Genomic DNA, 26,063 nt, shown 5'->3' on the forward strand with positions numbered 1-26,063 from the left:
GTCCTCTCAAGACTGGAGCGCCGTCCGCGGGGGCACGAGGACCGAGGGTCCTGCGGTGCCCGGCTGCTGCCGGACACCCCACCGTCGGCCTCGCCCGCGGGCGGTGCCCGCCGCTGTGCCTCGACAAACCGAATACAGCAGAACTTTGCGCACACGAGGAAAGGAGGCGCGCAATGTCCATCTTCAACCGAAACCGTTGGGTCGTGAACCCCGGCGAGACCGCCCTGGAATACCGGGACGGACGGCTCGAGCGCGTCCTGAACCCGGGTGCGCACCGCGTCGATGCGCGCAGCACCGTCGTGCGCGTCGACACCCGCGAGCGCATCGTGCGCGTCGCGCCGCAGGAAGTGCTGACCGCCGACGGCGTGCCGGTGCGCGTATCGCTGGCGATCCGGCTGGCGGTCGTCGACCCGGTGCGGTACGCCGAGCGGGCCGAGGACCCGATCGACGCGGTGTACGTGGCCGCGCAGATCGCCCTGCGCACCGCGTGCGCGTCGGTGGCGGTCGACGACCTGGTCGGGCGCAGCGACGTCGTCGACGGTGACGCCCTGACCGCGGCCGCGGCTGCCGCCGGTGAGCCGGTCGGCATCGCGGTCCGTGCCGTGCTGATCCGCGACGTGATCCTGCCGCACGAGATCCGGGCGGCGGCCATGGAGCTGATCACCGCGAAGTCGCGCGGTCAGGCAAAGCTGGAGGCCGCGCGGGCCGAGACCGCCGCGCTGCGCAGCCTGGCCAACGCCGGCCGCATGCTGGACCAGCACCCGGCGCTGGCGCGCATGCGCCTGGTCGAGTCGGTGCCCTACGGCACCAAGGTCGTGCTGTCGGTCGGCGACGCCGCCGACGACGTCGACTGACGGGACCGCTGCGCCCGAGGAGGACGGGCCCGCACCGAAGGGTGCGGGCCCGTTTTCCGTCGGGCACCCCCGGGCCGGTCTACCGTGCGGGAATGGACCGACGGGACTTTCTCACGGCGCTGGTCGGCGCCGGGGTACTCGCCGGGTGTTCCCCGTCGCACAGCGCGACCCCCCGACCCCGCCTGCCACTTGCCGGCCGGCCGCCGGCCGTGCGGGTGCCGGTCGCCGAGCTGCCCGTCACCCGGCTGCCCGGCCCGGGTCGCTACCTCGCGCTGACGGTCGACGACGGGGCGAGCCCGGAGGTCGTCGCCGCCTACTGTCGCTTCGCCCGCGACACCGGCGCGCGGTTCACCTTCTTCGTCACCGGCCACTACGCCTCGTGGCGGGAGAACCGCGACCTGCTGCGCCCCCTCGTCGACACCGGGCAGGTCCAACTCGGCAACCACACGTGGACCCACCCCGACCTGACGTCGCTCACCGAGCAGGCGTGCGCCGACGAGCTGCAGCAGACCAAGGTCTTCCTGCGCAACGAATTCGGCGTCGACGGCACCCCGTACTACCGCCCGCCCTTCGGCTACCGCAACGACGCCGTGGACAGGGTCGCCGCCGACCTCGGCTACACGGTGCCGACGCTGTGGGAGGGTTCGCTGTCGGACTCGGGACTGATCACCGAGCAGTTCCTGGTCGGCCAGGCGCGCGAGTACCTACAGGCGCAGCACGTGGTCATCGGCCACGCGAACTTCCCGACCGTCACCCACGTCTACGACGAGATCATGCACATCATCGTGCGCCGCGGGCTGCAGATGGTGACGCTTGCGGACTACTTCCTGCCGCCACCAGCGCCGCACACGCCGTCGTCATCACCGTTGCCGACGCCGTCGCTATGAGCACCAGCGACGTCACCGAGTGGGCCCAGAGCAGGATCGCGCCTGCTTCCAGCGCCGCCGCCACCCACACCGTCACGCCGATGACCGTGCGCGACGCTGCGATCACCGCCAGCAGGAGCAGGGCCAGGACCGACAGGATCGCGCCGCTCGCGGCGAACAACCAAAGGTTCCCCGTCAACGGCCGGTACTCGTCGCCGACGATCCGCGGCACGAGCGGGGAGACGAGCCACGTCGAGGCGACCGTCACCACCCCGATGGCCGTCACCACCGCGAGCGCGATCCGCAGCGACCGGCCCCGACCGGGCGCGGCCAACCGCGGGTACACGACCGTCCCGATGGCCTGCGGAAGCCAGAACGCGGCCTTCGTCGCGACCGCCCCCAGCGCATAGACCCCGGCGTCGGCGTCCGACAGCACGACCCGGGCGAGCAGGAGGTCGAGGGAGACGGCGAGCAGCAGGGCGAGCTGGACCTGGGAGGCGCCCAGTACCTGCCTGACATTTTCTGCCGCTGTGGAGACGGTCGACGGGATATTCCCATCCCTCCCGCCGTGGGCCGCAGAAATTGTCAGGACAGCCGCCACCAACGTCCCCGCGGCACCCACCCACAGCGCGACGGTCGCCGACGCGCCGGCCAGCAGCGCGACGATCATCGGCCCCGACCGGAGCACCCCGACCATCCCCAGCACCCAGCCGAGGCGCCGGAACTCGCCGCGACCCTGCAGAAAGCCCTGGGCCGCCGCGGTCAGCGTGATCAGCGGAGCCATCACCAACCCGGCGGCCGCGGCGGCCACCGGGATGCGGGTCAGCGGCACCAGCACCGCCCCCGCGACCACCGAGATCAGGGCCACCAACAGTGCCGTCTGCCAGGCCAGCCGGGTCAGGCCGGTGCGCCCGTGCACGACCTCCCGCGCGATGACCGCCTGCACGCCCATCGACGGTGCCGCGACCACCACCATGGCGGCCATGACCACCCCGAAGACCCCGTAGTCGACGGCGCCGAGCGACCGGCTCGCCGGGATCGCGACCAGGTAGGCCGCCACGTTCGCGACCATCGACCCGACGGTCACCGCGCCGACCGATGCCGCCGCAGAACCACCGCCCGTCTTCACGCCTTCAGTGTGCCTGGTCACCAACCCGCGGCCGCGCTTTGGCATCGCCCCCGTCGATAGGCGACGATAGTGGGCGTGTACGACCAGGAATTCGTGACGAACCCCGACTCCGACGACGTCGGATCGCGCATCGACCCGGTGCTCGCGCGCAGCTGGCTGCTGGTGAACGGCGCCCAGTACGAGCGCTTCGAACCGGCGTCGCGCTCGCGCGCCGACATCGTCGTCCTCGACATCGAGGACGCGGTGGCGCCGAAGGACAAGGTCACCGCGCGCGACAACGCCGTGCGCTGGATCAACGAGGGCAACGCGGACTGGGTCCGCGTCAACGGTTTCGGCACCCCCTGGTGGGCCGACGATCTGGCCGCGCTGTCGAAGACCAAGATCGGCGGCATCATGCTGGCGATGGTCGAGTCGATGGACCACGTCACCGAGACCGCCAGCCGGGTGCCGGGCGTGCCGATCGTCGCGCTGGTCGAGACGGCCCGCGGGCTCGAGCGCATCGGCGAGATCGCGTCGGCCAAGGGCACCTTCCGCCTGGCCTTCGGCATCGGCGACTTCCGCCGCGACACCGGCTTCGGCGAGAACCCGCAGACCCTCGCCTACGCGCGGTCGCGGTTCACCATCGCGGCGAAGGCCGCGCACCTGCCCAGCGCCATCGACGGCCCGACCGTCGGCTCCAGCGCGCTCAAGCTGTCCGAGGCGACGGCGGTCAGCGTCGAGTTCGGCATGACCGGCAAGATCTGCCTGACCCCCGAGCAGTGCGCCCCGGTCAACGAGGGGCTCTCCCCGTCGCAGGACGACATCTCCTGGGCGCGCGAGTTCTTCGCCGAGTTCGACCGCGACGGCGGCGAGATCCGCAACGGCTCCGACCTTCCCCGTATCGCCCGCGCGACCAAGATCCTCGACCTCGCGCGCGCCTACGGCATCACCTCGAGCAGCTACTCCACCGACGAGTCCGGTCACTCGGCCGCACCGTCGGACACCTACCACTACTAGGGGCCGGTCGTGTCGCGCCCGCTGCTCGCGACCAGTGCGGCGAGCAGTGCACTGGTCATCGGGGCCGGGCTGCGCGGCGGTCCGCTGCTGATGCGCGACGCGGTGTCGACGCCGCGCTCCTTCCTCACCGACGCCGCGTTGGGCCTGGGCGAGACCCCGGCGCGCGCCGTTCCCCAAGACGCGCTGATCGCGCTGGCGAGTCACGTCGTGCCGGGCACCGTCGTCGTCATCGCGCTCACCTGGCTCGCGCTGGTGCTGGCCGGTGTCGGGGCGGGGCTGCTGGCCGGGCGGGTCGTCGGCGGCGGGTGGGGGCCGTCCTGCGCGGCCGCCCTCGTCGCGGTCTGGAACCCGTACGTCGCCGAGCGCCTCATGCAGGGGCAGTGGAGTCTGCTCGCCGGGTATGCCGTGGTCCCGTGGATCGTGCTGGCCGGTGGGCGTATCCGACGATCCGAACGGTCGGGGTGGGCGCTGCTGTGGGCCGCGGTCGTCGGTGCGGGGCTGACCCCGACGGGGTCGTTGCTCGCCGCGGTCGCGGTGCTCGTCGCGGTGATCGCTCCGGCGGTGTGGGTCAAGGATGGTCGACGGTCCGCCGCGGCGCTCGCACCGGTCGTCGTGGGGGCGCTGCCGTGGCTCGTCGCGACGGCGGCGAATACGACGTCGGCGCCCGCGGACCCCGGTGCCGCCGGCGTCTTTGCGCTGCGCGCCGAGCCTGGATTGGGCCGGGTCTTCACCGCGCTCGGGATGGGCGGGATCTGGAACGCCGATGCCGTTCCCGCGAGCCGCACCACCTGGTGGGCGGCGGTCGCGACGGTGCTGTTCCTGGGGGTTGTGGGGGTGGGTTGGTATGTCGTCGTGCGGGGTTGCCGGCACACGGCCACCGAATATCGGTGGTCGAGTGAATTCGAGCGCAGCGAGAATCTGTATCGAGACCCCGCAACCCGAAATGCCGGCGCACTGCTCGCCCTGGCCGCCGCGACCCTGGTCGTCCTCGCCTCGACGGCGCCCGGACTGGCGATGATGCGCGCGCTGATCGAGCACGTCCCGGGCGCCGGACTCCTCCGCGACACCCAGAAATTCCTGGCCCTACTCCTGCCCGCAGTCGCGATCGGCGCCGCCGCGGCGGTCCGCGGACTGACCAAGCTGATCCCCGGCGGATTCGCCGTCGCGGCAGTCGCGCTGTTCGTCGTCGCCCCCCTGCCCGACGCGGCGCTGCGCCTGCACCCCGTCGACCTCCCGAAGGATTGGCAAACGGTCGCCGACACGGTCCCTGCCGACCGGGGTGCTGTCGCGCTCTGGCCGACCGGCATGACGCGCGACTACTCCTTCGCGCCGACGCAGAGCCTCGATCCGGCCCGCCGACTCCTGCGCGCACCGGTGCTGGAGACCGGTGAACTGACCGTCGACGGGAAGCGGGTCGACGCCGATCCGTCGAGCCGCGCGGCGCGGGTGCAGCGCGCGCTCCAGCGCGGCGCAGGGTCGGCGGAACTCGCCGGGATGGGCGTCGGCTGGGTGCTCGTCGAAGAGCCCGATCGCAACGGGACCCCCCGCGGAATCACCTCCGTCGCCCCGGTCTTCACCGGTGACTGGCTCCAGCTCTACCGCGTCGAGAACCCGGTGATCGTCGACGGGGCGTCGGCGGCGCGGCGGGCGATCGTGCTCGGTGCGCACCTGCTCTGGTTGGCGGCGCTGGTGGCGGCGGTCAGCGCAGCCGCGCGAAGACTCGCTCGAAGCCGTCGGCGGTAGCCGACCACGAGTACCCGGCCGCCCGTTCGCGCGCGGCGGCACCGAGCTCGACGGCGAAGCCGGGATTCTCCAGCAGCTTGCGCGTCGCGGCGATCAGCTCGTCGCGACCGTCCACCAGCATGCCGGTCACCTCGTCGTCGATGGAATCGGTGAGCCCGGCCGATGCCCGGTAGCCGATGGTCGGCACACCGTGTTGGGCGGCCTCGACCACCGCGATGCCCCAGCCCTCCTTGCGCGAGGGCATGAGGTGCACGCGCGCGCCGGCGAGCAGGCGGTGTTTGCGCTCTTCGGAGACGTGGCCGTGGAAGGTGACGCGGTCGCCCACCCCGACCTTCCGCGCGTGCTCGCGCAGCTCGTCGGACCACCAGCCGCCGCCCACGACGTCCATCGTCACGTCGGGCATCTCCTCGGCGAGCGCGGCCAGGACGTCGAGGGCGTGCTCGATCTGCTTGTGCGGGACCAACCGGGAGAGCACGACGATCCGCCCGCCCGGATCTTGGGCACGGTCGGCGGGATTATGGGCACGGTCGGCGGATTTCTGGGCACGGTCGGCGGGATTCTGGGCACGGTCGGCGATGGGGGGCGGGTCGATCCCGGCGCGCACCACGTCGATCCGGTCGGCGTCGACGCCGAGGTCGACCAGCTCCGCGCGCGACGGCTCGGACACCGTCACGTACCGCCGTCGCCGATGAACCCACGGGGACAGGCGCGACTCGATCCACCAGCCCAGTCGGGACAGGACCGGACCGGCGACCGGCCACTGCTCGCGGTGGCAGTGGTGCACCAGCACGACCGTCCGCCGCGACAGCAGCGAGGCGAAGAAGGGCACGCCGTTCTGGGTGTCGACGACGGCGTCGGGGGCGAAGCCGCGCAGCGGCCCCACCCCGAGGCGCGCGCCCGCCAGTGTCAGCAGGGCCCGCGGGTAGACCGTCAGTCGTCCGCCGCGCCGGATGATGCGCACCCCGTCGACGACCGTCTCGTCGTCGCACCCGGGGAAGGCCGCCGTGAGCAGCGCGACCCGCATGCCCCGAGCGGCCAATTCGGCGCCGACGCGCTGCACGTAGCGCTCGCTGCCGCCGCCCTGCGGGTGGTCCAGGTCGCGCCAGCAGAGCAGGGCGACGGCGGGGGCGGTGGAGGTCGGCATAACGCCGACCAGGATACGCGGGGGTCGGCGGTACCCTCGTGGTCGTGACCGACGACGCCGACCTCGTGCCGGGCTCCCCGAGCTGGTGGGCGCGCCGCGAGACGCCGAAGACGCCGTCGACGAGCCGTCGGGGGCGGCCGTCGCGCCCGCTGGACGAGATCTGCGACGTCGCACTGCGGCTGCTCGACGAGGGCGGCGCCGAGGCGCTGTCGATGAGGACGCTGGCCAAGGAGCTCGACTCCTCGACGGCCACGCTCTACCGACAGCTGCCCGGCGGCAAGGAGGAGCTCGAGGCGCTGATCGTCGACCGTCTGATGGGCGAGATGATGCTCGAGCTCGCCGAGGACCTGAAGGGGTCGTCGGCGCGGCCGGGGGTCGAGCACCTGGCCGAGCGCATCCGCATCGGTGCGCGCACCAGCTACCGCGTGCTGCGGCGTCACCCCGCGGCGGCGCGCCTGTTCCTGCTGCGCCGGCCCGCCGGCCCGGTCGCGATCTATCGCGCCGAGATGGGCATCCGGCAGATGATCCGCGACGGCCTGTCGCCGTCGGATGCCGCCGACACCTATACGACGCTCGGTCGGCTCGTCGTCGGTGCCGCGGTGCAGGGGACGCCCGAGGACAAGGCCGAGGTCGAGGAGATGCGCGAGTACAACGCCGCCCTCGACCCCGCGCACTTCCCCGCGGTCGCGCAGGTGCCCGACTATCCGCGCGAGATCGACGTGGAGTTCGAGTACACGCTCGGCTTGATCGTCGACGGTGTGGTGGCCCGGGTGGGGCGGGGTTGATGCGCGTCGACGCACCGATGCGCCGGCTCGCGACCTTCCGTCGCGCGCGCGGGCTGCTGCGCGACTTCCGGTACGAGCAGTCCGACCCGGCACGGTTCTACGGTGCGCTGGCGCGGGACACCGCCGCGATGGTCGACGCGGTCGTCGACGGCGGGATCGAGGGAGCGGTCGTGCTCGACGTCGGCGGGGGACCGGGGTATTTCGCCGACGCCTTCGCCGAGCGGGGTGCGCGGTACCTGGCCGTCGACCCGGATGCCGGGGAGTTGCACGCCGCCGGGTTGGCCCACCGCACGACCGTCCGCGCGGCGGGGGAGGCGCTTCCCTTCGCCGACGGCTCGGTGGACGCCTGCCTGTCGTCGAACGTCGTCGAGCACACGCCCCGACCGTGGGAGATGGCCGACGAGATGATCCGCGTGACGAGGCCGGGCGGGACCGTCGTCATCAGCTACACGCTCTGGTGGGGTCCGTTCGGCGGCCACGAGATGGGGCTGTCGCACTACCTGGGCGGTCATCGGGCCGCGGCGCGCTACGCCCGGCGGCACGGGCACCCGCCGAAGAACCTGTACGGGGAGTCGCTGTTCACGGTGACGGCGGCGGACGGTCTGGCCTGGGCGCGCCGGGCCCGGGGGGCACGGTTGGTCGCGGCCTTCCCGCGCTATCTGCCACGCTGGATGTGGTGGGTGCTGCGCGTGCCCGGTCTGCGCGAGGTGGCGGCGACGAACCTGGTGATGGTGTTGACGGTCGACTGAGATCTGCACGCTGGTGGGTTGTCGGCGCGATAGTCACGTCGGCGGTGTGGAATCGTGCGGATCTCAGCAGCCAGGCCGGGTAGCGTGGCGGGCATCACAACCGCTAGGCTGAGCCTTCAGACAACGCGTGTAGTCAGAACGAAAGGTCCCCATGTCCAAGCTGAGCGACATCCGCGATCAGGTCTCCGACACCTTCGGGGCGGTGAAGGTGCTGCAGTCCTCCGGCGCCATCGACCTGAAGAAGCCGAAGCAGTTCGCCGAGGCGGTCAAGCTGGGCAAGCTCATCGGACCGGTCGCGACCGTCGTCGGGCACGTCGCCAAGGAGGACCCGAACCAGCCGGCGATCGTCGACGAGGCCGGCACGATCACGTTCGCCGAGTTCGACAAGCGCGCCAACGCGATCGCCAACCAGCTGCACGCCGACGGCCTCAAAGAGGGTGACGTCGTGGGCATCATCGCCCGTGACCACCGGGGCCTGCTGACCGTCATCGCCGGCTCCGGCCGCGCCGGGGTCCGCCTGGCCATGATGAACACCGGCTTCTCCAAGCCGCAGTTCAACGAGGTCGCCAAGCGTGAGGGCCTCAAGGCCGTGTTCTACGACGAGGAGTTCAGCGAGCTCGTCGAGGACTTCCCCGCGGACAAGCGCTACCTGACGTGGAAGGACTCGAAGAAGAAGCCGCCGAAGGGGGTGCGGGTCCTCGAGGAGATCGTCACGACCGGCGACACGTCGGCGGTGCCGCTGCCCAAGGAGTTCGCCGGCTTCGTGATCCTCACCTCCGGCACCACCGGCCTGCCCAAGGGTGCGCATCGCGCCAAGCTGTCGCCGTTCGCCAGTGCGCTGATCCTCGACCGGATCCCGTTTCCGCAGCACAGCGCCGCGGTCATCGTCAGCCCGATCTTCCACGCGACCGGCTGGGCCATGTGGGGCGTCTCGACGGCGCTGGCCAACACCGCGGTGCTGATGCGCCGTTTCGACCCGGAGAAGACGCTCAAGGCGATCGCCGACAACAAGGCCCAGGTCCTCGTCGCGGTCCCGACCATGCTCTACCGGATCCTCGCCCTGGGCGACGACGTCATCAAGAAGTACGACACCAGCTCGCTCACGACGGTCGTCGTCGCGGGGTCGGCGCTGCCGCCGGCGCTGTGCGAGCGGTGGCAGGACACCTTCGGCGACACGCTCTACAACCTGTACGGCTCCACCGAGGTCGCCGTCGCGTCGGTCGCCCAGCCCAAGGACCTGCGGCTCTCGCCGGGCACCATCGGCAAGCCGCCGGTCTCCAGCTACCTGCGCCTCTACGACGACAACGACAAGCAGATCAAGGCCAAGAACACCCCGGGGAGGCTCTTCGTGCGCAACGGCGCGCCGTTCGAGGGCTACACCGACGGTCGCAACAAGCAGGTCATCGACGGGTACATGTCCAGCGGCGACATGGCGCTGGTCGACGACCACGGGCTCTGGCACATCGCCGGCCGCGACGACGACATGATCGTCTCCGGCGGTGAGAACCTCTACCCGCAGGAGGTGGAAAACCTGCTCGCCGCGCACGACGACGTCGCCGACGTGGCCGTGATCGGCGTCGACGACGAGGAGTTCGGCAAGCGGCTGCGCGCGTTCATCGTGCCCGCCGAGGGCGCCAAGCCCACCGCCGAAGACATCCGCGCCCACGTGAAGTCGAACCTCGCCCGGTACAAGGTGCCGCGCGACGTGGTCTTCGTCGACGACCTGCCGCGCAACCCGACCGGCAAGCTCGTCAAGCGGCTCCTGCCGACCGGCCCGCTCGACGACTGAGCGAACACCCGGACAACGAAGAACCCGACTGCCCAGCACGGCAGTCGGGTTCTTCTGTGTCCGTCAGATGCGGAGGTCGGCTCAGAACCAGCCCCACATCCAGCGACGGTAACGGCGGTCGTAGTAACGACGACGGAAGCGGCGCGGGCGCGGGCCGTAAGGGCCGTGGCCGTAGGGGCCGTGGTTGTACGGGGGGCGCGGGCCGGGACCCGGGCGGTAAGGGCCATGGTGACGCATAGCGTGTCCTTTCGTTGGGGGTCGAACTCTTCAACCGACACGAACGTATCGGGCGGACCGCAACAAGAGCTTTGGGCAAACTGGACATTCCCTGGGAGTCCGATCACGCGTTGATCACGATGCGCAGGCGACTTTCAGGCATGGTGGTCCTATGCGCAAACTGATCGTGATCGTCGGGGCGGCCCTGTTGGCGATGGGGATGGTCGGCTGCGACGTCCGGCCCGGCGCCGGACCGTTGAAGTCGACGAAGGTGGAGACGATCGTCGCCGTCGTCGACGGAAAACCGGCCAAGGGCTATCACCTCGACCCGTCGTCGTCCGATCGGGTGATCGACTGTTCCTACGCCCAGATCAGTCGCGCGGCGACGACCATGGGCGTCTTCGGCGGGTGCGGCGCATCGGCCGATGTGGCTGACGTCTGCTGGCAGGGCACCGGCGGCAAACTGCTGTGCGGCACCGCGCCGTGGGAGAAGAAGCTCAACGAATGGGTGGTCGGCTCCGGGCGGTTGCCGGTGAACGCCGAACCGCTCGCCGAGCCCGAACCGTGGGGCGTCGAGCTGGCCGACGGTCGCCGGTGCCGCGCGCGAGTCGGCGGGGCATGGGGAGGTCGGGCCGACGGGATGGTCGGCGCGTACTCGTGCACCGGGGACCTGCGCGACGTGATCCTGCAGGGCGTCGACGCCAAGACCGCCTTCGATCGGTCGACGCCGTTCTGGACCGTCGCGGTCGGCGAGCTCGGCTCGGGGTCGCCGGACTTCGGCCCGCCGAAGCGGGTCCAGGTCCGCGTCGCTTACTTCGCGGGGTCGCAGGTCGCCGGCTGACGTCTCGTGTGAGGGCGCAGTCCACAATTGACGACTGTCCGCAGTCGCCAGTCAAATGAGCGGCGAGCCCCGCGTCTGCTCAGGTCAGCGACCTAGGTTCCGTGGTTGTGACGGATGGGGAGGCATACAGTGGCAGTCATGACGGAGGTACTGGGCTTGCCGCGCGGCCGCGCGTTGACCCGTGCCGACCTGAAAGCAATGCCTGATGACGGGCACCGGTACGAACTCATCGACGGGATTCTCGTCGTGAGTCCATCGCCGCTCACCATCCATCAGCGGATCAGCGGCAATCTGTACCAGCTGCTCCGCCAATGCTGTCCGAGCGATCACGAGGTCATGTACGCCCCCCTCGATGTCGTTTTGGCTGACGACACGGTGATCCAGCCCGACCTCGTCGTCGCGCCGATCGATGACTATGGCACCGCCGGCATGGCCGTCGCACCGACGCTCGCCTTCGAGATCCTCTCGCCGTCGACTCGTGCCGTCGATCTGCTCCTCAAGAAGGATCGGCTGCGCCGCGCCGGGTGCATGAACTACTGGGTGGTGGACCCCGAAGGCCCATCGATCACCGCGTGGGCGTTGCGCGACGGTGACTACGTCGATGCGGGTAATGCCGTGGGCAGGGAGACACTCAGCCTGACCGATCCGTTCGAGATCGCGGTAGTCCCGGCGGAGTTGACCCGTCGCGGCTAGCGTGACGAGAAACCCGACTTCCGGAGGTCAACCCGCGATGAGTTCTGATCAAGACGCCCTGAAGCTGATGCTCGACGAGGCGGAGATCCGCCGCCTGCTCACCCGGTACGCGACCGCCGTCGATGAGCGCGACTGGGAGCTGTACCGAACGGTGTTCACCCCCGACGCGTACATCGATTACACGTCGGCGCCGCACGGGGAGGCCGGGACGCTCGACGAGACAGTCGACTGGCTGTCGAAGAACCTGACCCTGCTGCCGATGACCATGCACTGCGTGATGAACATCGACACCACGTTCGACGGTGACCGCGCGACCGTGCGCGCCCAGTTCTACAACCCGCTGCAGATCCCGGGCGTGGACGGGCCGTCGTTCTGCGGCGGGTACTACAACCACAGCCTCGTGCGCACCGAGGACGGCTGGCGCAGCGAGAAGCTTGTCGAGGACAACATCTGGTTCGAGAACAACCCGTTCGTCACCGAGGACTGACATTTTCTGCGCCTGAGCGGGTCGTCGAAGGGATATTCCCGTCGGACCTCGTGTGAGGCGCAGAAAATGTCAGCCGTATTCGCCCGGCCCCACCCGCAACCCTGCTAGACAAGATTGAAAATCTGTCAACCGAAGGGCGGCGGTCGTGCCAGCGATTCCCTGTGCACCCGGCGACATCACGCCCGCGTGGCTCGGCGAGGTACTCGGCATGGCGATCGCCGACGTCGACGTCGAGCCGGTGGGAACCGGTCAGACGGGTGCGACCTACCGCGTCCGACCGACACGGACCGATGGACGGCCGACCGCCCCGCTCATCGCGAAACTGCCGTCGCAGGAGGCGGATGTGCGCGAGCGGGTGTCGCTGAGCTACCGGGCCGAGCACTCCTTCTACGCGAACGCGGCGGACACGGTCGCCGTGCCGCTGCCGGTCGTGCACCACTGCGAGGTCAGCGAGGACTGCACCGAGTTCGTCCTGCTCATGGACGACCTTGCGCCGGCGGTCCAGGGTGATCAGCTCGACGGGTGCGGGCCGGCGCGCGCACGGCTGGCCGTCGAGGCGTTGGCGGGTCTGCACGGGCCCCGCTGGTGCGACCCCGCGTGGGTCGAGTTCCCCGGCGTCACCATGCCCAAGCCGACACCCGACTTCGCCGGCGGCATGGGCGAGCTCGCGCGCATGGCCACCGACATCACGCTGGACAAGATCGGCGACCGGCTCGACGACGAGGCGCGCGCGACGATCAGCGCCGCCGCCGACCGCATCACTCCGTGGCTCGGCCTCGAACCCGACCGCTTCGCGCTGCTGCACGGCGACTACCGACTGGACAACATGTTGTTCACCCCCGGCGACTCGTCGATCACCGTCGTCGACTGGCAGACGCTCACCGTCGGCCTGCCCGCCCGCGACCTCGCCTACTTCGTCGGGACCAGCCTGCTGCCCGATGTGCGGCGCAAACACGAGCGCGACCTGGTCGACCGCTACCACGCGGCGCTGCTCACCCACGGCGTCGGCGACTACACCGCGCAGGACTGCTGGCGCGACTATCGGTTGGGCATGCTGCAGATCCCCCTCATCACTACCCTCGGCTACGCGTTCTCCGCGGTCACCGAGCGCGGCGACGAGATGGCCGCGACGATGCTGGCGCGCGGGGCACGGGCGCTCGGCGACCACGATTCGTTGGCGCTCGTCGACGAGGCGGTCGGCTGATGGCGGTGCTCGACGAGCTCGGCTGCTACCTGTTGGCGGGCGCCGGCGCCGACAATCCGGCGACGCTGCTCGACGAGGCGCGTCGGGCCGAGGAGCTCGGACTGGGCACCGCCTTCATCTCCGAGCGCTGGAACGTCAAAGAGGCGGCGTCGTTGACCGGCGCGGCATGCGCGGTGACCGATCGGATCCAGATCGCCACGGCCGCGACCAACCACAACACCCGGCACCCGCTCATCACCGCGTCGTGGGCGACGACGATGCATCGGCTCTCCGGCGGTCGGTTCACGCTCGGCATCGGGCGCGGGATCGCCGCGGTCTACTCCGGGTTCGGCATCCCATCGGTGACCACCGCGCAGATGGAGGACTTCGCCGACGTGATGCGGCGGCTGTGGCACGGGGAGGTCATCGTCGGGCACGACGGCCCGATCGGGACGTACCAGGTGCTGTTCCTCGACCGCGACTTCCGCGAGGACATCCGACTGGCGATCGTCGCGTTCGGCCCCAAGACTCTGGCGCTGGGCGGCCGCGCTTTCGACGACGTCATCCTGCACACCTACTTCACGCCGGAGACGCTGCAGCGGGCCGTCGCGAAGGTCAAGCGCGCCGCCGAGGAAGCCGGTCGTGATCCCGATTCGGTGCGGGTCTGGTCGTGCCTGGCCACCGTCGGCGATCACCTGCCCGAGCAGGTGCGATTGAAAAAGACGGTCGCGCGGTTGGCGACCTACCTGCAGGGGTACGGCGACCTTCTCGTATCGACCAACGGGTGGGACCCGGCGGTGCTCACGCGCTTCCGGGCCGACCCCGTCGTGTTGTCGGTGCCGGGCGGGATAGACCACAAGGCGACGCCCGAGCAGATCGAGCACATCGCGACACTCATCCCCGACGAGTGGCTCGAGCCGGCGGCGACCGGTTCACCGGCGCAGTGTGCGGCGCGGGTGCGCGAGGAGTTGGGTCACGGCGCCGACGCGGTCATCATGCACGGCGCGACGCCCGATGAGCTCGAGCCGGTGATTGCGGCGTACCGCGCATGACTGCCGAGCGACTCAGCGAGCACGTCGAGGTGCTGCGCGGTAGTGACGACGGCACCTTTCCGCGCGGCAATCCGCTGCTGGTCCGCGGCGGTGACACCGTCGTGCGCATCGATGCGTCGCTGGACCATCCGGCCACCCCCAACGCCGACCTCATCGTGCTCAGCCACTACCACGAGGACCACGTCGTCGGGCTCGGCGAGACGTCGGCGCCGGTGATGGTGCACGAGCGCGACCTCGCGTGTGTGCAGTCGTGGGAGGAGTTTGCACGGGTCACCGGGCTGGAGTCGGCGCCGATGGGCGAGGAGCTGCGCCAGCGGTTCCGCTGGTCCGAGCGGCCCGATGCCGTCGGGTTCAGCGACGTCGCGGTGATCGACGTCGGCGGCGGGGTGCGCATCCGGGTGGTGCCGCTGCCGGGGCATACCGCCGGGCACTGCGGGTTCCTCATCGAGCCCGACGGGGTGCTGTACATCGCCGACGTGGACCTGATGGCGTTCGGACCGTTCTACGCAGACATCGGGTCGGAGCTGTCCGACGTGCGCGGGTCGTTGGCGCGGTGCGCGGAGATCGACGCGGGCGTCTACACGACCTTCCACCACAAGGGACCGTACGACGACCGGCCGGAGTACCTGTCGGTCCTCGGCACGCACGCCGCCGCACTCGATGCGCGGGACGAGCGGATCCTCGCCCTCGTCGCCGGCGGTGCCGAATCTGCGCGCGACATGGTGGGCAGGGGAGTGATCTACCGGCTGGAGGGTCGACGACCCTGGTACGCCGACGCCGTCGAGGAGATCATGATCGGCCAGCACATGGTGGAGCTGGGCGTCGGGTCTGCGGCGACTACTCGTCGTCCCCACTGATCAGGATTGATTCCGGCTCGCCGTGGATGCGTTCGGCGACGGTGTGTTGCGCCGACGAGAGTTGGTCGATGGGGACGTGCTCGACGGCCAGCGCCCACCAGAGGGTGTCGCGGATGCCGCAGTCACCACACTTGCGCGGCGCGACCACGCCGAAGGCGCCCATGTTCGGCGGGTAGTCCCAGCCGCTCTCCAGGGCGGCCTCGGGGGTGAGCACCTCGTCGCGGCCGCAGACCTCGCAGATGTGGCGCAACTCCATACCGATGAGCCTAGGCCCGCGCCCCGACAACCCGGCTCACAGCGACCGCACCATCGTGAGCTGGTGAACCGGTTTGCCCCGGTAGCGCATCCCGGGGACCCGCGGGGCGTCGCCGTGCGGCTCGAAGCCGTGGCGGGTGAAGAAGCGGGTGGCGCGCTCGTTCTCGACCAGCGTCTGCAGGTAGATCCCCGGGCATCCCGACTCGCGCGCGTGGTCGACGAAGGCGGCGACCAGCTCACCGGCGGCGCCGGTTCCCCGTGCCTCGGGTGCGACGTTGATGTGCAGGTGTGCGGGCCAGCGCGGATCGTCGAGCTCGCCGGCCGAGCGTCCCCGGTTGCGCATCGAGTCGACCGCCGCGCGCAGCAGGAAGCGCACGACGCTCGGGATGAGGAAGAGGCGGTACTGCGCGATGGCCGCGGTCATGCGGTCGTCCTCGCTCTTCACCTTGCCCGTGCCCAGCGATCCGACGAGATAGCCGACCAGCTTGCCGTCGGCCTCGGCGACGAAGGCGGACTCGGGCTCGTCGTCGAGGTAGGGGGTCAGATAGACGTCGAGCTCGGAGGGCTCGTGGCCCCACAGGGACTCCGACGGCGCGCTCTCACCCGCGCGCCGGGCGAGCGTGAGGAGCTCGGCGCGGTCGCTGGCGTTGTACGGCCTGATCGTTGGGGTGCTCATGCACATTTCAGGCTCGTCCACAGGGGGCCGTTGCGCAAGCATCGACGCGCAGATGTGGCCCGACACAATGCCGAGGTCATCCGGCAGGCGAGGAAATCGATCAGGGGCCGAGTCGGTACTGCGCAGATCCTCAGTGCCATCCGCGAGGGGCGGGACGTGGCGTAGGGAGCAGGCTCCGGAACCCGGTGATGCACGGTGCATCACGCTCAGACCGGTGATGCAGCGTGCATCAAAACGGCGGTGATGCACGGGTGCATCACGAGCCTGATGACCCCGACGACCCTGAACGAGGGGGCAACGTGCTGCGAACCGGCCAGGTGGCCAGCAGGTGGCCCTGGGCGTCGCGGTAGGAGACGATCGTCGGCCGCGGGCCGTTGACCTGGAACGATACGACGCCCATGGTCCGGTCTCCCGACGCCAGGCGGCGGGTGGGCAGGTTGCTGGTGGGGAAGCGGTAGGTGGTACCCCCGCCCTTGGCCGAGAAGTAGAGGCGGTTGACCGGGAACTCGCCGCGCGTCGAGATGAAGCGGGCGGTGAAGCGCAGCGTGCGGTCCGTCAGGCGCATGCTGGTCACGTCGATGTAGCCCGAGAAGGTCTCGTGGGTGACGTACTTTCCCGGCGTCGCGGGGGACACCGGCGGCGGTGCGGCGTGAGCCGCAGGCGGTGCGACGAGAGCGGTGAGCGCGACGGCGGTCGCGCCCGCGAGGCCGGCGAATCGGGTGGCGTTCTTCATGATCCGAGCTCCTTCCGTCCGGATTCGACGGTACTCCCGTCCACAGTCGGCGGTTGTCCACACGAACGTCGGGAGAGGAGATTCCCGGCGCACTTCGGCGGTGCTCGCGGACCTAGATTCCGTGGCTATGGGCGACGGGGAGGCTTACAGTGGCAATCATGACGACCGAGGTGCTGGGCTTGCCGCGGGGGCGTGCGCTGACCCGCGACGACCTCGATTCGATGCCCGATGACGGGCACCGGTACGAGCTGCTCGACGGCGTGCTCGTCGTGAGCCCGTCGCCGCGCTGGATCCATCAGCGGGTGAGCGTGAACCTGGTGGCCCGGCTCTACGCGGTGTGCACCGACGATCTCGAAATTCTGCACGCACCGTTCGACGTCGTCCTCGCCGACGACACCGTCCTTCAACCCGATGCGCTTGTCGTCAGGAGATCCGCGTTCAACGACCGCGCGTTGCAGGGACCCCCGGAGCTGGCGGTGGAGGTGCTGTCACCGTCGACGCGCGGCGTGGATCTACTCCTGAAGAAGGAACGGTTGCAGCGGGCGGGGTGTGGGCACTACTGGGTTGTCGACCCCGACGAGCCATCCATCACCGCGTGGGCGTTGCGCGACGGTGAGTACGAGGTGGTCGGCCGGGCGACGGGCGATGAGGAGTTGGACGTCACCCAACCGTTCGAGGTGTCGTTGGTGCCGGTAGCGCTTCTCGACTGAGCGTCCAACGGTCTTGGTGGCAGTCCGACAACGGCATCGCATTTTCGGTGGCCGCCATATGCTGACCGCGTGGCGACGAAACTGATGCTCACCGTGCACGGCAACAACCTCGCACCGATCCTGCTCGGCGACGAACTGCGAGGAGCCCTGACTGCCGCCGGGGCAACGGCGTTGCAGGTGAACGTCGACGACGAGACCGTCGCTCCCGCCATGCGCATCCCCGCGGCAGAGCCGGTGTCAGCGATTCTGTCGGTGTGGACCGACGGGGAGTCGCAGCCGATCGTCGACGCGGTGGCGGAAGCCGTTGGTACGCAACCCCACGCCTATCGCGTCAGCGAGATCGTCCGCCTCGATCCGCGTCCGGTCCCCGACGGTCAGCGCGCCGACGTCCTGGCCAACGTCGCACTCCTGCGACGACCGTCGGACATGTCGCGGCAGGACTACCTCGACTACTGGATGCAGCACCACACCGCCGTCGCGATCCGCACGCAGAACACCGAGGCGTACGTGCAGAACATCGTCGACGAGGTGATCACCGAGGGGTCGCCGGAAGTGGCGGGGATCGTCGAGGAGCATTTCCCGATGGCCGGCATGACCGACCCTCACGAGTTCTACGGCAGTCGGGGTGACGACGCCGAGCTCAAGCGTCGCATCGACGAGCTCATGGCCAGCGTCGGGAAGTTCGGAGCAGGGGACGGGCTCGATCTGGTTCCCAGCAGTAGATACTTCTGGGCGCTGTAGGCGGGACTACTCGGCGGACGGCAGGACGACGCGGCTGACCGCGACGGCACCTCCCGGTTGCGCGGTCGGCATCACGCGGCGCAGGGCGGGGAAGTCGACGTTCGGCGTGGCCGCGGGCAGCGGGCCCGGTCCGCGGAAGCCCAGCCGAGTCAGCCGGGCGATCTGCGTGGGCGACTTGGCGTAGGCGATGAAGCCGTCGACGGCGTCGGAGCTGTACGAGGGGGCGCCGCTCAGTCGGATCACCGGGTAGTCGAGCACGGGAGTGGCGCCGTGCGGTCGGAAGACGCCGAGCTTTCGTTGCTTCCAGTCGCGGGTGGCGAGGTAGAGCTGCTGCTCGCTGATCGGGACGGTCCGCACCCGGGCCGCTTCCACGTCGGGGGCCGCGGCGATCGCCCGGACGGCGGCCTCGGCACTGCCGTCGCCGACCTTCGGCGGGTTGTGGACCAGCTGCCCCAGACCGGTCTGGATGGGCGCCGCGGCCACCGCTCGGCCGGACAGCGGGCCGGCGTCGGGGTTCTTCGCGAGGGTCGCGTTGTAGGCGTAGGCCTGCGCGACGAGGGCCGTCGCGTCCGAGCCGGGGCCGACGGGCATCGCCATGCGGGCCGACCCGGTGATCTTGAACTCGCCGTACGCGGCGAAGGCGTTCTCGTAGGTCAGGTAGGGCGCGTTGAGCCATTCGCCGCCGTTGCCGGAGGCGGCGAGCAACTCCGGGCGCGAGGCGACGACGACCGGGGAGGTGACCAGTGACGCGGGCTGTCCGGCGATCGCGTCCGGCTTGGCCACGGTCAGTGCGGCCGACCACACCGACGACTGCGGAATCCATGCTGCCGGCCCCGTCGGAGGCTGCGGTGAGGTGAGGGAGGTGAGGGTCTCGCGCGCATCGGCCGCACGCACGCTCACCGCGACGCAACGATTGGCGACGACGGGACGGGTCGCGTTGTAGGTCGTGGCGATCTCTGCCAGGGCTGAGGCCACAGTGGCATCGGCGGCGACGTCGACCGGGGCGTTTCCCGCCGGGCACCGACCGTCCGCGGGCGGGCCAGACGTGGGAGCGCCGGTCGTTGGTGCGCCGGCAGTTGGAGTGGGCGTCGCTTTGCCGGGGTCCTTGCGGTGGTCGAGCCACACCTGAACCGCGACGACGACGGCGATCACCGCCGCCGTCGCGACGATGAGACGTCGTGCCCCCGCTGAATCGCCCCGATAGCTGTGTCGCCCCACGATGAACCGCTTCCGTCTGTTGGCTGGTGCACCGACTGGCCGCGGGGGCGGGCCTGGACGACGCGCAGCAGCTCAAGTGCTGGTCTTGGTGCTGCGACGTGCCCGGTGCACAACCGGCTCAGGCGGCCGGTCGGCAAGATCGTACATTATGCGGAATCTGCTTGGAAGGAATTCGGTCCACACCGAAAGAACCGTGCGTCGACGACGAGCGATGGCTTGGCGAGACGGCAATTCGAGCAAAACGGACACCGCCGGCGAGTACGGTGAGAACACCGCGACCCAAGGGGGACCACATGCGCCGGATCCGCACTCCATTCGTCGCCGCAGGTGCACTCACCGCGGCCATCCTCGTCGGCACCACCGCGCTCGCGCCCGACGCCGAGGCGCGGGTCACCGAAGGTCGCTACCGCGCGGCCACCGTCGTGTTCGGCATGACCTTTCGGACCTACGTCGCGGTAGACGGCCACACCCTCTACGACTTTGGGCCGCTGGGAGCCCAACGCTTCCACATCGTGCCGACGCGCACCGGTGGCTACTACGACGCTTACGGGCAACGCCGGGTTCTGAATCGACGCCCGGGAGGCGGGTTCAGTGGGCCGGTGTTCGTTGGCCCCGTCGTGGTTGGGCACTCTGATCTTCGGCGGACGGTGCACTGACGAGGCGGTTTGGTCGGTCGCTCACGACGGGTCGGCTTGAACCTGGCGTAGCCACACACCACCGTAAAATCCACGCCCCCGGCGGGCCCTACTTCTGACCCGACTGGCGTTCCTGGCGCATGTACGCTTCTCCGCCTTGCGTGTCATAGCACCACTGGGAGAAGCGCGTTGCACCGTCGGTGTAGAGGGCTGGCCGGGCGTGCCCCCAAGGCAGCGGATGATATTGGGCGGTTTGGGAGGTGCAGCAACCGCCCATCCTCCGGTTAGCACGATTGCCGCCGACGCGGCACCAATCACAAGTGTTCTGATCACTGTCTTCCTTTGGCTCTCACTCGTAACTACGGATCGTCTGCCGAATCTGCTTAGAGACCCGGTAGATGTCGATGACCGACTCGATGTCATGCCGAGTTGGTGTCTCCTTGCCCTTCTCGAAGGTCGACACGTATTTCACGCTCTGACCATTGAGATGTAGGCGAATGATCGGCTTGCGGTTGTTGTCGTCAAGCAGGACTGCGAAGTAGGCCTTTCCGTCGCGATAGGCGATCCGCTCAGGTGGAATGTCCGAGACAGCGATCGCTCTGACGATGTTGTAGCCCTCGAGCTCCTCTTCAGTCGTGACGACGTCCGAGTCGGGCGCGTGCGCTGGTTCTTCTGCTTGCGCTGAGGGAGGGGCCGTTGGCTGTTTGGCTTGAGGCGAGTCACTCTCTGCGGTTGCGTCATCGCCTAGGGCGACCTTCAGGCGCTCGTTCACCTGGCCGCCGAGATATTGGGTAAGGGCCTTGGCCACAAGTGGGCGGAACTGGTCGATGACCTTCTGAGTTGCCTTCCCTTCGTAGATCCGAGTGACGAAGTATCGAACCCAATCATCGGAGGGGTCCTTCACCTCGTCGGCGATCATCCGGCGGATGCCGCCCACGTACTTGAGCTCCTGCGCGGCGTTGATAACCGAGTCAAGGTCGAACGAGTCTTTCGAAAGCTTCTGGATTTCTGGGAGAAGACTTCGGTCGAGATCGAGGAGGTCGAAGACCAGGAAAGGCTTCTCGTCCATCCGATTGGGCAGCTCGGAGTCAGTGAAGACCTGGTACTGCTGGCCGTTTGTGAGGATCGCGATGCGCGCCGAAGTGACAGAGAAGTACCGGAAGAGTTGGCCGGCGTGCCGAAGGTCGAGAGTCGAGCCGATCGGCTTGCACTCGATCAGGAGCTGGAGGTTGTCGTCATGGAAGATCGCGTAGTCGACTTTCTCCCCACGTTTGGTGGCGACGTCGGCTGTGTATTCAGGGACCACTTCTGTGGGGTCGAAGACGTCATATCCCAGAACGTTGGAGATGAACGGCATAATAAAAGCGTTCTTTGTGCCTTCCTCCGTGTCGATGCTGTCCCTTGTGGATTGGATCTTTCGCGCCAAGGCGCCGATCTGTTCATTAGTCGTCGCCACGCTCAGCTCCCGCCGTTCCGATTGGTGGAATCACCCTAGCCCTCGGAAAGCGTCGAGGACCGGGGCTTTGACGGACTGGCTCGCGCATCCTCGATGATCGGCGGCTGTTCGCTAGTCTGGTCCCAGCGGCCCGACGGACTTCAGGTGTCTAGCACCACGACATGTCCCCACCCGCACGAGTTGATTCGTGCTGCCTTGGGGACTCATCGTGACGTTGCTGCGCACTACCGCCGCGGATCCGCGCTTGGATCAGCCGGAGTCGCTTGTGGAGAAGCTGCTGGAGCAAATGCTCTTCGCTACCGGTAGGCGTGCGAGCAAGTCCGAGCAGGCTTCCTGGGGGAAGAGCCTTCCCGCCCTAGCCACAGACCTGAGAGATGCCGGGCTCAGCGACGTTGAGATGCTCATCGAGTACCGGCTACCACTCACGTCTCGACGTGCCGACGTGGTTCTCGCCGGTATCCATCCGGAGACCGGTGCGCCGTCGTATGTAGTCGTTGAGTTGAAGCAGTGGACCTCGGCGCACGCATACGAGGGCGATTCGTCCCTCGTTGACGTCCTCGGGATGCCGGGCCCACCCAAGTCCAACCCGATTCTTCAGGTCCGCGACTATTGCGACTACATCGCTGATTTCGCCCGCGCGATCGAAGATCAACCTGATGCGCTGGCGGGCGTCGCGTACCTCCACAATGCGACGGACCCAGCGCTGGTTTCTGATCTGCGCGGAGTTCCGGTCACGACGTCGGGTCAGCTGTTTACGGCCGCTGAGCGGGGCGCATTCCACGAGTTCCTGCGTTCACGGCTGGCGCCTACGAGCGGTCGGGCGTCCGCCGATCTCTTGCTCAAGTCTCATATCGCGCCGTCACGGCAGCTTCTGAAGGTCGCCGCCGACGAGGTGAAGAACAGATCCCAGTTTCACCTCTTGGGTAACCAGCGGGTCGCGGTGGATCTCGTACTCCATCAGGTTGAACAGGCACGGCAGGCGAACTCGAAGCGGGTGATCGTCGTGACTGGCGGTCCGGGCAGTGGGAAGAGCGTCGTCGCTCTTGAACTGCTCGGTGACCTAGCGCGTGAAGGCCGAAGCGTATTGCACGCAACCGGATCGCGGTCGTTCACCCAGACACTTCGCAAGGTCGCCGGCTACCGCGAGCCGAAGATCCAGAAGATGTTCAAGTATTTCAACCAGTTCATGGCCGCCGAGACTAACGGCCTGGACGTCCTGATCATGGACGAGGCGCACCGGATCCGCGAGACTTCGGCCGGCCGGTACACGCGCGCCGAACTCCGCACCGACCGCCCGCAGATCGACGAGCTGATTGCGGCAGCGTGGGTACCTGTCTTCCTGCTCGACGAGCACCAGATCGTGCGCCCCGGCGAGATGGGCTCGTTGGAGCAGATCACTCAGATGGCTCGAGAACGCGGGCTTGAAGTTGTCCACGTGGAGCTCGATGCGCAGTTCCGCTGTGGCGGCAGCGAGGAGTACCTGCTGTGGGTGCAGCGTCTGCTGGGCCTAGACGATTCGGCGTCTCCCACCACGTGGTCTGGTGATCCCGCCTTTAGCGTCGAGGTGGTCGACAGCCCATGGGAATTGGAACGCCGCCTCAAGGAGAAGATGGAAGACGGCTACAGCGCGCGGATCACTGCGGGCTACTGCTGGCCGTGGTCGGACTCGACAAAGGACGGGCAGCTGGTTCCGGACGTCTGTATCGGGGACTGGGCCCGGCCATGGAACGTGAAGGGTGATCGCAGGGTCGGTGATGCTCCTCCCTCCGCGCTCTGGGCGACGGACGACGGAGGCTTCGACCAGGTCGGTTGCATCTATACCGCGCAGGGATTCGAGTACGACTGGAACGGCGTGATCATCGGGCCGGACCTGGTCTGGCGTGATGGTGGATTCACCGCTGTCCGCAATGCGAATAGGGATCCGGACTTCAAGAATCGGTCGAAGGTGTCCGATCCTCGGTTTGACCGCCTGGTCAGGCACGTCTACAAGGTCCTGCTAACGAGAGGAATGGTAGGGACGGTTATCTATGCGGTTGATGACGAGACACGTACCGCCTTGCGTGCGCTAACCGGCTGTAGTCAACAAACACCTACAATCGCGTAAGCGGCCCAGTCGTAGTAGTTGAACGCGAGTTCATCGAGGTCTCGCGTGAATATGTCTTGATTCTCAGGTGAGGTGAACAATTCATTCACGTCTCGCCGCGACGCATTCTTCAGCCAACTAGTCGCGTATGAATGCGCCTCCTGAATCCGCCGCACGTATTGCGCCGAGTCTCGGAAGTCTAGAAATTTCGACAAATAGCGATAAAACCGTACTGAGAACGCCAATGCTGCAGCGTCACTAATTGGCCAGAGTGTGCCTACGACGCACCTTGCTCCTCCGTAGTAGAGGGCTGTCTGAAGACTCAGAAACTCGTCCTGATGCATTAAATTTCTGGCGAGGCCAGACTGACATGATCCTAGAAATACCAGGTCTTTCATGATAGGGAGACGGAGAAGGTCTCGAACGGTGACTTGCGCGCCATATGTGAGTAGAAAGGAGTCGTAGGGATCTAAATCTGCTCTCGAATGCCCCGAGAAGTGTAGTATGCCACGCGAGTCTTGCAGTGCATCGCGGAGCGCGCTGAAGGATGCGGACGACAAGTGTATGTCGATCTTCCCATTAAGTGCGTCCTGTATGAAATATGGCTCGAGTCTCCCCAATTGGAGCGGTGGAGATCCGGCAACATCACACGCTTCTAGCACGTCTACCGTAGCGTCAGCTTCTGACTCGTGCCTGAACCTTAGAGCGAGACTTCTAGATGGCGCCGATGACACCAGTCGAGACCCTGTGAAGACATCTGAGGCAAGTGCACCAACTGACCATATGGGGAAAGCCTGGTATAGACCTCCCGGCATAAGTGCTACGCGACTGTCCGAATTCTTAGAAATCCAGTCAGCGATGGGGGCCAGTTCTTCACATATGTGCATGGCGGATCGAGAGGTGGCCCGCCTGTCACTATCCTGGGAGAGAAGTAGGTTGTCGCCCACGAGATTAAGAAATAGTGACGCGAGCTTTTCGCCGCTGAGTTCACAGAACTCCCTACCGAAATACTCATCTCCGCACCTTTTTACGATATAAGTGGCTCTGGGGCTATGTGTGACGTGAAACCACGCTACTTCAAGATCGTTATGGTCGCGCACCTCGAAGTCTTGCTGCGAGCCTGAAGCAACTAGTCCTCGTGAACTTTCAAGTAGATGAAAAGCGAACTCCCAATTCCCGAGCCGCGCCAATTCGCAGGCGGCGAGCCGAAAGGACAGGGGGTTCCTCGACATCAGTCGATTGATCTGATCGATTGACCAATGTCTGCGAAAGTAGCTTAGGCACCAGGCCAGCCTCTGTAGAAGTATAGTGTACTGAGTAGAAGTCTCGCGCTGGGCGCCTTCCCATGAGGAAATTCGAATTGCCCAGATGGAGTATTGTTCGTAGTCCTCTTCTTCCCAGACTGTATCCAATGCGCTATACGGAATCGGCGGGTGGCCGTCCAGTGGAGCAAGAATTGTTTGGATTTGAAATAGCTTAACGGCAACTCGCGGAGACTTTAGTTCACTTTGTGCTACGTACCTAGAGATCTTCTCGATATTCGCACGTAATTGAGGCACCGATTTAATCGCGAGGCTAATCGAATCCTTGAGCTGCGGCACCCACTCTGGAGTCTCATCTAGCCCAAGTATTGATGGATTTACGGTAGCTAGCGCGGCGTAGCTACCTAGCTCAGCGTCGTATTCGGGGTCCGTCTCGTTGGGCAAACTTGCTGATCTCTCCCATGTTCTTCTGACTTCGTACTGGAGCCATGCGGAAAGTACGTCCGCGAGGTTACCGTAGTACGCGTCGAGAGGAATTCGTTCGTGGTGCTTCCTAAATAGCTTTCTCGCTTGATCTAGTCCGCGTACGCAGTTGGTGAACGTGCGGGACCTGTCTGGCTCTCTTGTATATCTGGCGGCCTGGTAGCGGGCGATCGAGAGATTTATGAGACTGTATGCGTAGTCCACACTTCCGCGAGGACGCATTCGAAGTGCGCGTTCCAGGGTCGTCTGAGCATCGAGTATCTGCTCTCGATTTGCATTGTGCATCTCGCAAACCGCGAGTGCGGCATTTGTTAGAGCCATTGCTTCGTTCCGACGTTCGCGTGCTTCTGCTGCGTCGTTGGCCAGGTCCATGAATAGGTGGTGCGACATCTGTAGGCATTGATCTCGATTCGGCAGCTGTATCCAT

At 67.5% G+C, this 26,063-nt stretch carries 25 protein-coding genes; 17 read left to right on the forward strand and 8 right to left on the reverse strand.

The annotated features are described in order from the left end of the window. Positions 1-173 precede the first annotated feature (173 nt). Together QM634_RS12675 and QM634_RS12680 are read left to right on the forward strand one after the other, a co-directional pair. The gene (locus QM634_RS12675) at positions 174-854 is read left to right on the forward strand and encodes a slipin family protein (protein ID WP_415043138.1); all 681 of its coding nucleotides are present in this window, start codon (positions 174-176) and stop codon (positions 852-854) included. A gap of 92 nt (positions 855-946) precedes the next feature. Further along, complete coding sequence (locus QM634_RS12680) at positions 947-1,741, forward strand: polysaccharide deacetylase family protein (RefSeq protein ID WP_415043139.1); 795 nt, start codon at positions 947-949, stop codon at positions 1,739-1,741. Here the strand turns inward: QM634_RS12680 and QM634_RS12685 are convergent. Next, positions 1,635-2,849: a polysaccharide biosynthesis protein gene (locus tag QM634_RS12685; protein ID WP_415043140.1), complete on the reverse strand. Its 1,215-nt coding sequence runs from the start codon at positions 2,847-2,849 to the stop codon at positions 1,635-1,637. The two genes, QM634_RS12680 and QM634_RS12685, sit on opposite strands and share 107 nt — an antisense overlap. 75 nt (positions 2,850-2,924) lie before the next feature. Here QM634_RS12685 and QM634_RS12690 point away from each other — a divergent pair, with 75 nt between their 5' ends. Further along, the gene (locus QM634_RS12690; protein WP_415043141.1) at positions 2,925-3,845 is read left to right on the forward strand and encodes an HpcH/HpaI aldolase/citrate lyase family protein; all 921 of its coding nucleotides are present in this window, start codon (positions 2,925-2,927) and stop codon (positions 3,843-3,845) included. A gap of 9 nt (positions 3,846-3,854) precedes the next feature. Further along, positions 3,855-5,588 (forward strand): hypothetical protein, encoded by a 1,734-nt coding sequence (locus QM634_RS12695; protein WP_415043142.1) that lies wholly within the window; start codon positions 3,855-3,857, stop codon positions 5,586-5,588. Here QM634_RS12695 and QM634_RS12700 read toward each other — a convergent pair. Then, positions 5,545-6,732, reverse strand: coding sequence for a glycosyltransferase family 4 protein (locus QM634_RS12700; protein WP_415043143.1), 1,188 nt, complete (start codon positions 6,730-6,732; stop codon positions 5,545-5,547). The two genes, QM634_RS12695 and QM634_RS12700, sit on opposite strands and share 44 nt — an antisense overlap. A gap of 44 nt (positions 6,733-6,776) precedes the next feature. Here QM634_RS12700 and QM634_RS12705 point away from each other — a divergent pair, with 44 nt between their 5' ends. The 9 genes from QM634_RS12705 (at position 6,777) to QM634_RS12745 (ending at position 15,384) form a co-directional block, all read left to right on the forward strand. Next, positions 6,777-7,517: a TetR/AcrR family transcriptional regulator gene (locus QM634_RS12705; protein WP_415043144.1), complete on the forward strand. Its 741-nt coding sequence runs from the start codon at positions 6,777-6,779 to the stop codon at positions 7,515-7,517. 17 nt (positions 7,518-7,534) lie between these two features. Beyond that, complete coding sequence (locus tag QM634_RS12710; protein ID WP_415043176.1) at positions 7,535-8,266, forward strand: class I SAM-dependent methyltransferase; 732 nt, start codon at positions 7,535-7,537, stop codon at positions 8,264-8,266. A 151-nt stretch (positions 8,267-8,417) separates the two neighbouring features. Further along, positions 8,418-10,055, forward strand: coding sequence for an acyl-CoA synthetase (locus tag QM634_RS12715; protein ID WP_415043145.1), 1,638 nt, complete (start codon positions 8,418-8,420; stop codon positions 10,053-10,055). Positions 10,056-10,443: 388 nt separating this feature from the next. Then, positions 10,444-11,112, forward strand: a complete 669-nt coding sequence (locus QM634_RS12720) for a hypothetical protein (protein ID WP_415043146.1) — start codon at positions 10,444-10,446, stop codon at positions 11,110-11,112. A 138-nt stretch (positions 11,113-11,250) separates the two neighbouring features. After that, positions 11,251-11,805, forward strand: a complete 555-nt coding sequence (locus QM634_RS12725; protein WP_415043147.1) for a Uma2 family endonuclease — start codon at positions 11,251-11,253, stop codon at positions 11,803-11,805. Positions 11,806-11,842: 37 nt separating this feature from the next. Then, positions 11,843-12,292 carry a nuclear transport factor 2 family protein gene (locus QM634_RS12730; RefSeq protein WP_415043148.1) on the forward strand — a complete coding sequence of 150 codons (450 nt, stop codon included), beginning with the start codon at positions 11,843-11,845 and terminating at the stop codon, positions 12,290-12,292. Positions 12,293-12,500: 208 nt separating this feature from the next. Beyond that, positions 12,501-13,496 (forward strand): phosphotransferase family protein, encoded by a 996-nt coding sequence (locus tag QM634_RS12735; protein ID WP_415043177.1) that lies wholly within the window; start codon positions 12,501-12,503, stop codon positions 13,494-13,496. After that, positions 13,496-14,527 carry a TIGR03857 family LLM class F420-dependent oxidoreductase gene (locus QM634_RS12740; protein ID WP_415043149.1) on the forward strand — a complete coding sequence of 344 codons (1,032 nt, stop codon included), beginning with the start codon at positions 13,496-13,498 and terminating at the stop codon, positions 14,525-14,527. Before QM634_RS12735 ends, QM634_RS12740 begins: the two co-directional genes overlap by 1 nt. Further along, entirely contained in the window at positions 14,524-15,384 is an 861-nt protein-coding gene (locus QM634_RS12745) for an MBL fold metallo-hydrolase (RefSeq protein ID WP_415043150.1), read from the forward strand. The genes QM634_RS12740 and QM634_RS12745 overlap by 4 nt, the downstream gene beginning before the upstream one ends. On the opposite strand, the gene QM634_RS12750 is transcribed toward QM634_RS12745, so the two are convergent. The 3 genes from QM634_RS12750 to QM634_RS12760 all read right to left on the reverse strand — a co-directional run bounded on the left by QM634_RS12750 (position 15,365) and on the right by QM634_RS12760 (position 17,048). Beyond that, positions 15,365-15,640 (reverse strand): hypothetical protein, encoded by a 276-nt coding sequence (locus QM634_RS12750; protein ID WP_415043151.1) that lies wholly within the window; start codon positions 15,638-15,640, stop codon positions 15,365-15,367. The two genes, QM634_RS12745 and QM634_RS12750, sit on opposite strands and share 20 nt — an antisense overlap. Before the next feature lie 36 nt (positions 15,641-15,676). Then, positions 15,677-16,315: a GNAT family N-acetyltransferase gene (locus QM634_RS12755; RefSeq protein ID WP_415043152.1), complete on the reverse strand. Its 639-nt coding sequence runs from the start codon at positions 16,313-16,315 to the stop codon at positions 15,677-15,679. Positions 16,316-16,571: 256 nt separating this feature from the next. Beyond that, positions 16,572-17,048: a hypothetical protein gene (locus QM634_RS12760; RefSeq protein WP_415043153.1), complete on the reverse strand. Its 477-nt coding sequence runs from the start codon at positions 17,046-17,048 to the stop codon at positions 16,572-16,574. Between the two features lie 158 nt (positions 17,049-17,206). Here QM634_RS12760 and QM634_RS12765 point away from each other — a divergent pair, with 158 nt between their 5' ends. Beyond that, positions 17,207-17,758, forward strand: coding sequence for a Uma2 family endonuclease (locus tag QM634_RS12765; protein WP_415043154.1), 552 nt, complete (start codon positions 17,207-17,209; stop codon positions 17,756-17,758). 69 nt (positions 17,759-17,827) lie between these two features. Then, the gene (locus tag QM634_RS12770; RefSeq protein ID WP_415043155.1) at positions 17,828-18,499 is read left to right on the forward strand and encodes a hypothetical protein; all 672 of its coding nucleotides are present in this window, start codon (positions 17,828-17,830) and stop codon (positions 18,497-18,499) included. A gap of 6 nt (positions 18,500-18,505) precedes the next feature. Here the strand turns inward: QM634_RS12770 and QM634_RS12775 are convergent, their stop codons facing one another. Beyond that, a complete protein-coding gene (locus tag QM634_RS12775; protein WP_415043156.1) occupies positions 18,506-19,474 on the reverse strand; it encodes a hypothetical protein in 969 nt (322 codons plus the stop codon). 536 nt (positions 19,475-20,010) lie between these two features. Between QM634_RS12775 and QM634_RS12780 the strand changes: the two genes are divergently transcribed. Then, a complete protein-coding gene (locus QM634_RS12780; RefSeq protein ID WP_415043157.1) occupies positions 20,011-20,373 on the forward strand; it encodes a hypothetical protein in 363 nt (120 codons plus the stop codon). A gap of 328 nt (positions 20,374-20,701) precedes the next feature. On the opposite strand, the gene QM634_RS12785 is transcribed toward QM634_RS12780, so the two are convergent. Then, a complete protein-coding gene (locus tag QM634_RS12785) occupies positions 20,702-21,808 on the reverse strand; it encodes a type I restriction endonuclease (RefSeq protein ID WP_415043158.1) in 1,107 nt (368 codons plus the stop codon). 208 nt (positions 21,809-22,016) lie between these two features. On the opposite strand from QM634_RS12785, the gene QM634_RS12790 reads away from it, so the two are divergent. Next, a complete protein-coding gene (locus QM634_RS12790) occupies positions 22,017-23,912 on the forward strand; it encodes a DNA/RNA helicase domain-containing protein (protein ID WP_415043159.1) in 1,896 nt (631 codons plus the stop codon). On the opposite strand, the gene QM634_RS12795 is transcribed toward QM634_RS12790, so the two are convergent. Beyond that, a complete protein-coding gene (locus tag QM634_RS12795; protein ID WP_415043160.1) occupies positions 23,888-26,026 on the reverse strand; it encodes a CHAT domain-containing protein in 2,139 nt (712 codons plus the stop codon). The two genes, QM634_RS12790 and QM634_RS12795, sit on opposite strands and share 25 nt — an antisense overlap. Between the last annotated feature and the right edge of the window lie 37 nt (positions 26,027-26,063).

The sequence above is a fragment of the Gordonia sp. (in: high G+C Gram-positive bacteria) genome, assembly GCF_047606305.1.
GTDB lineage: Bacteria > Actinomycetota > Actinomycetes > Mycobacteriales > Mycobacteriaceae > Gordonia.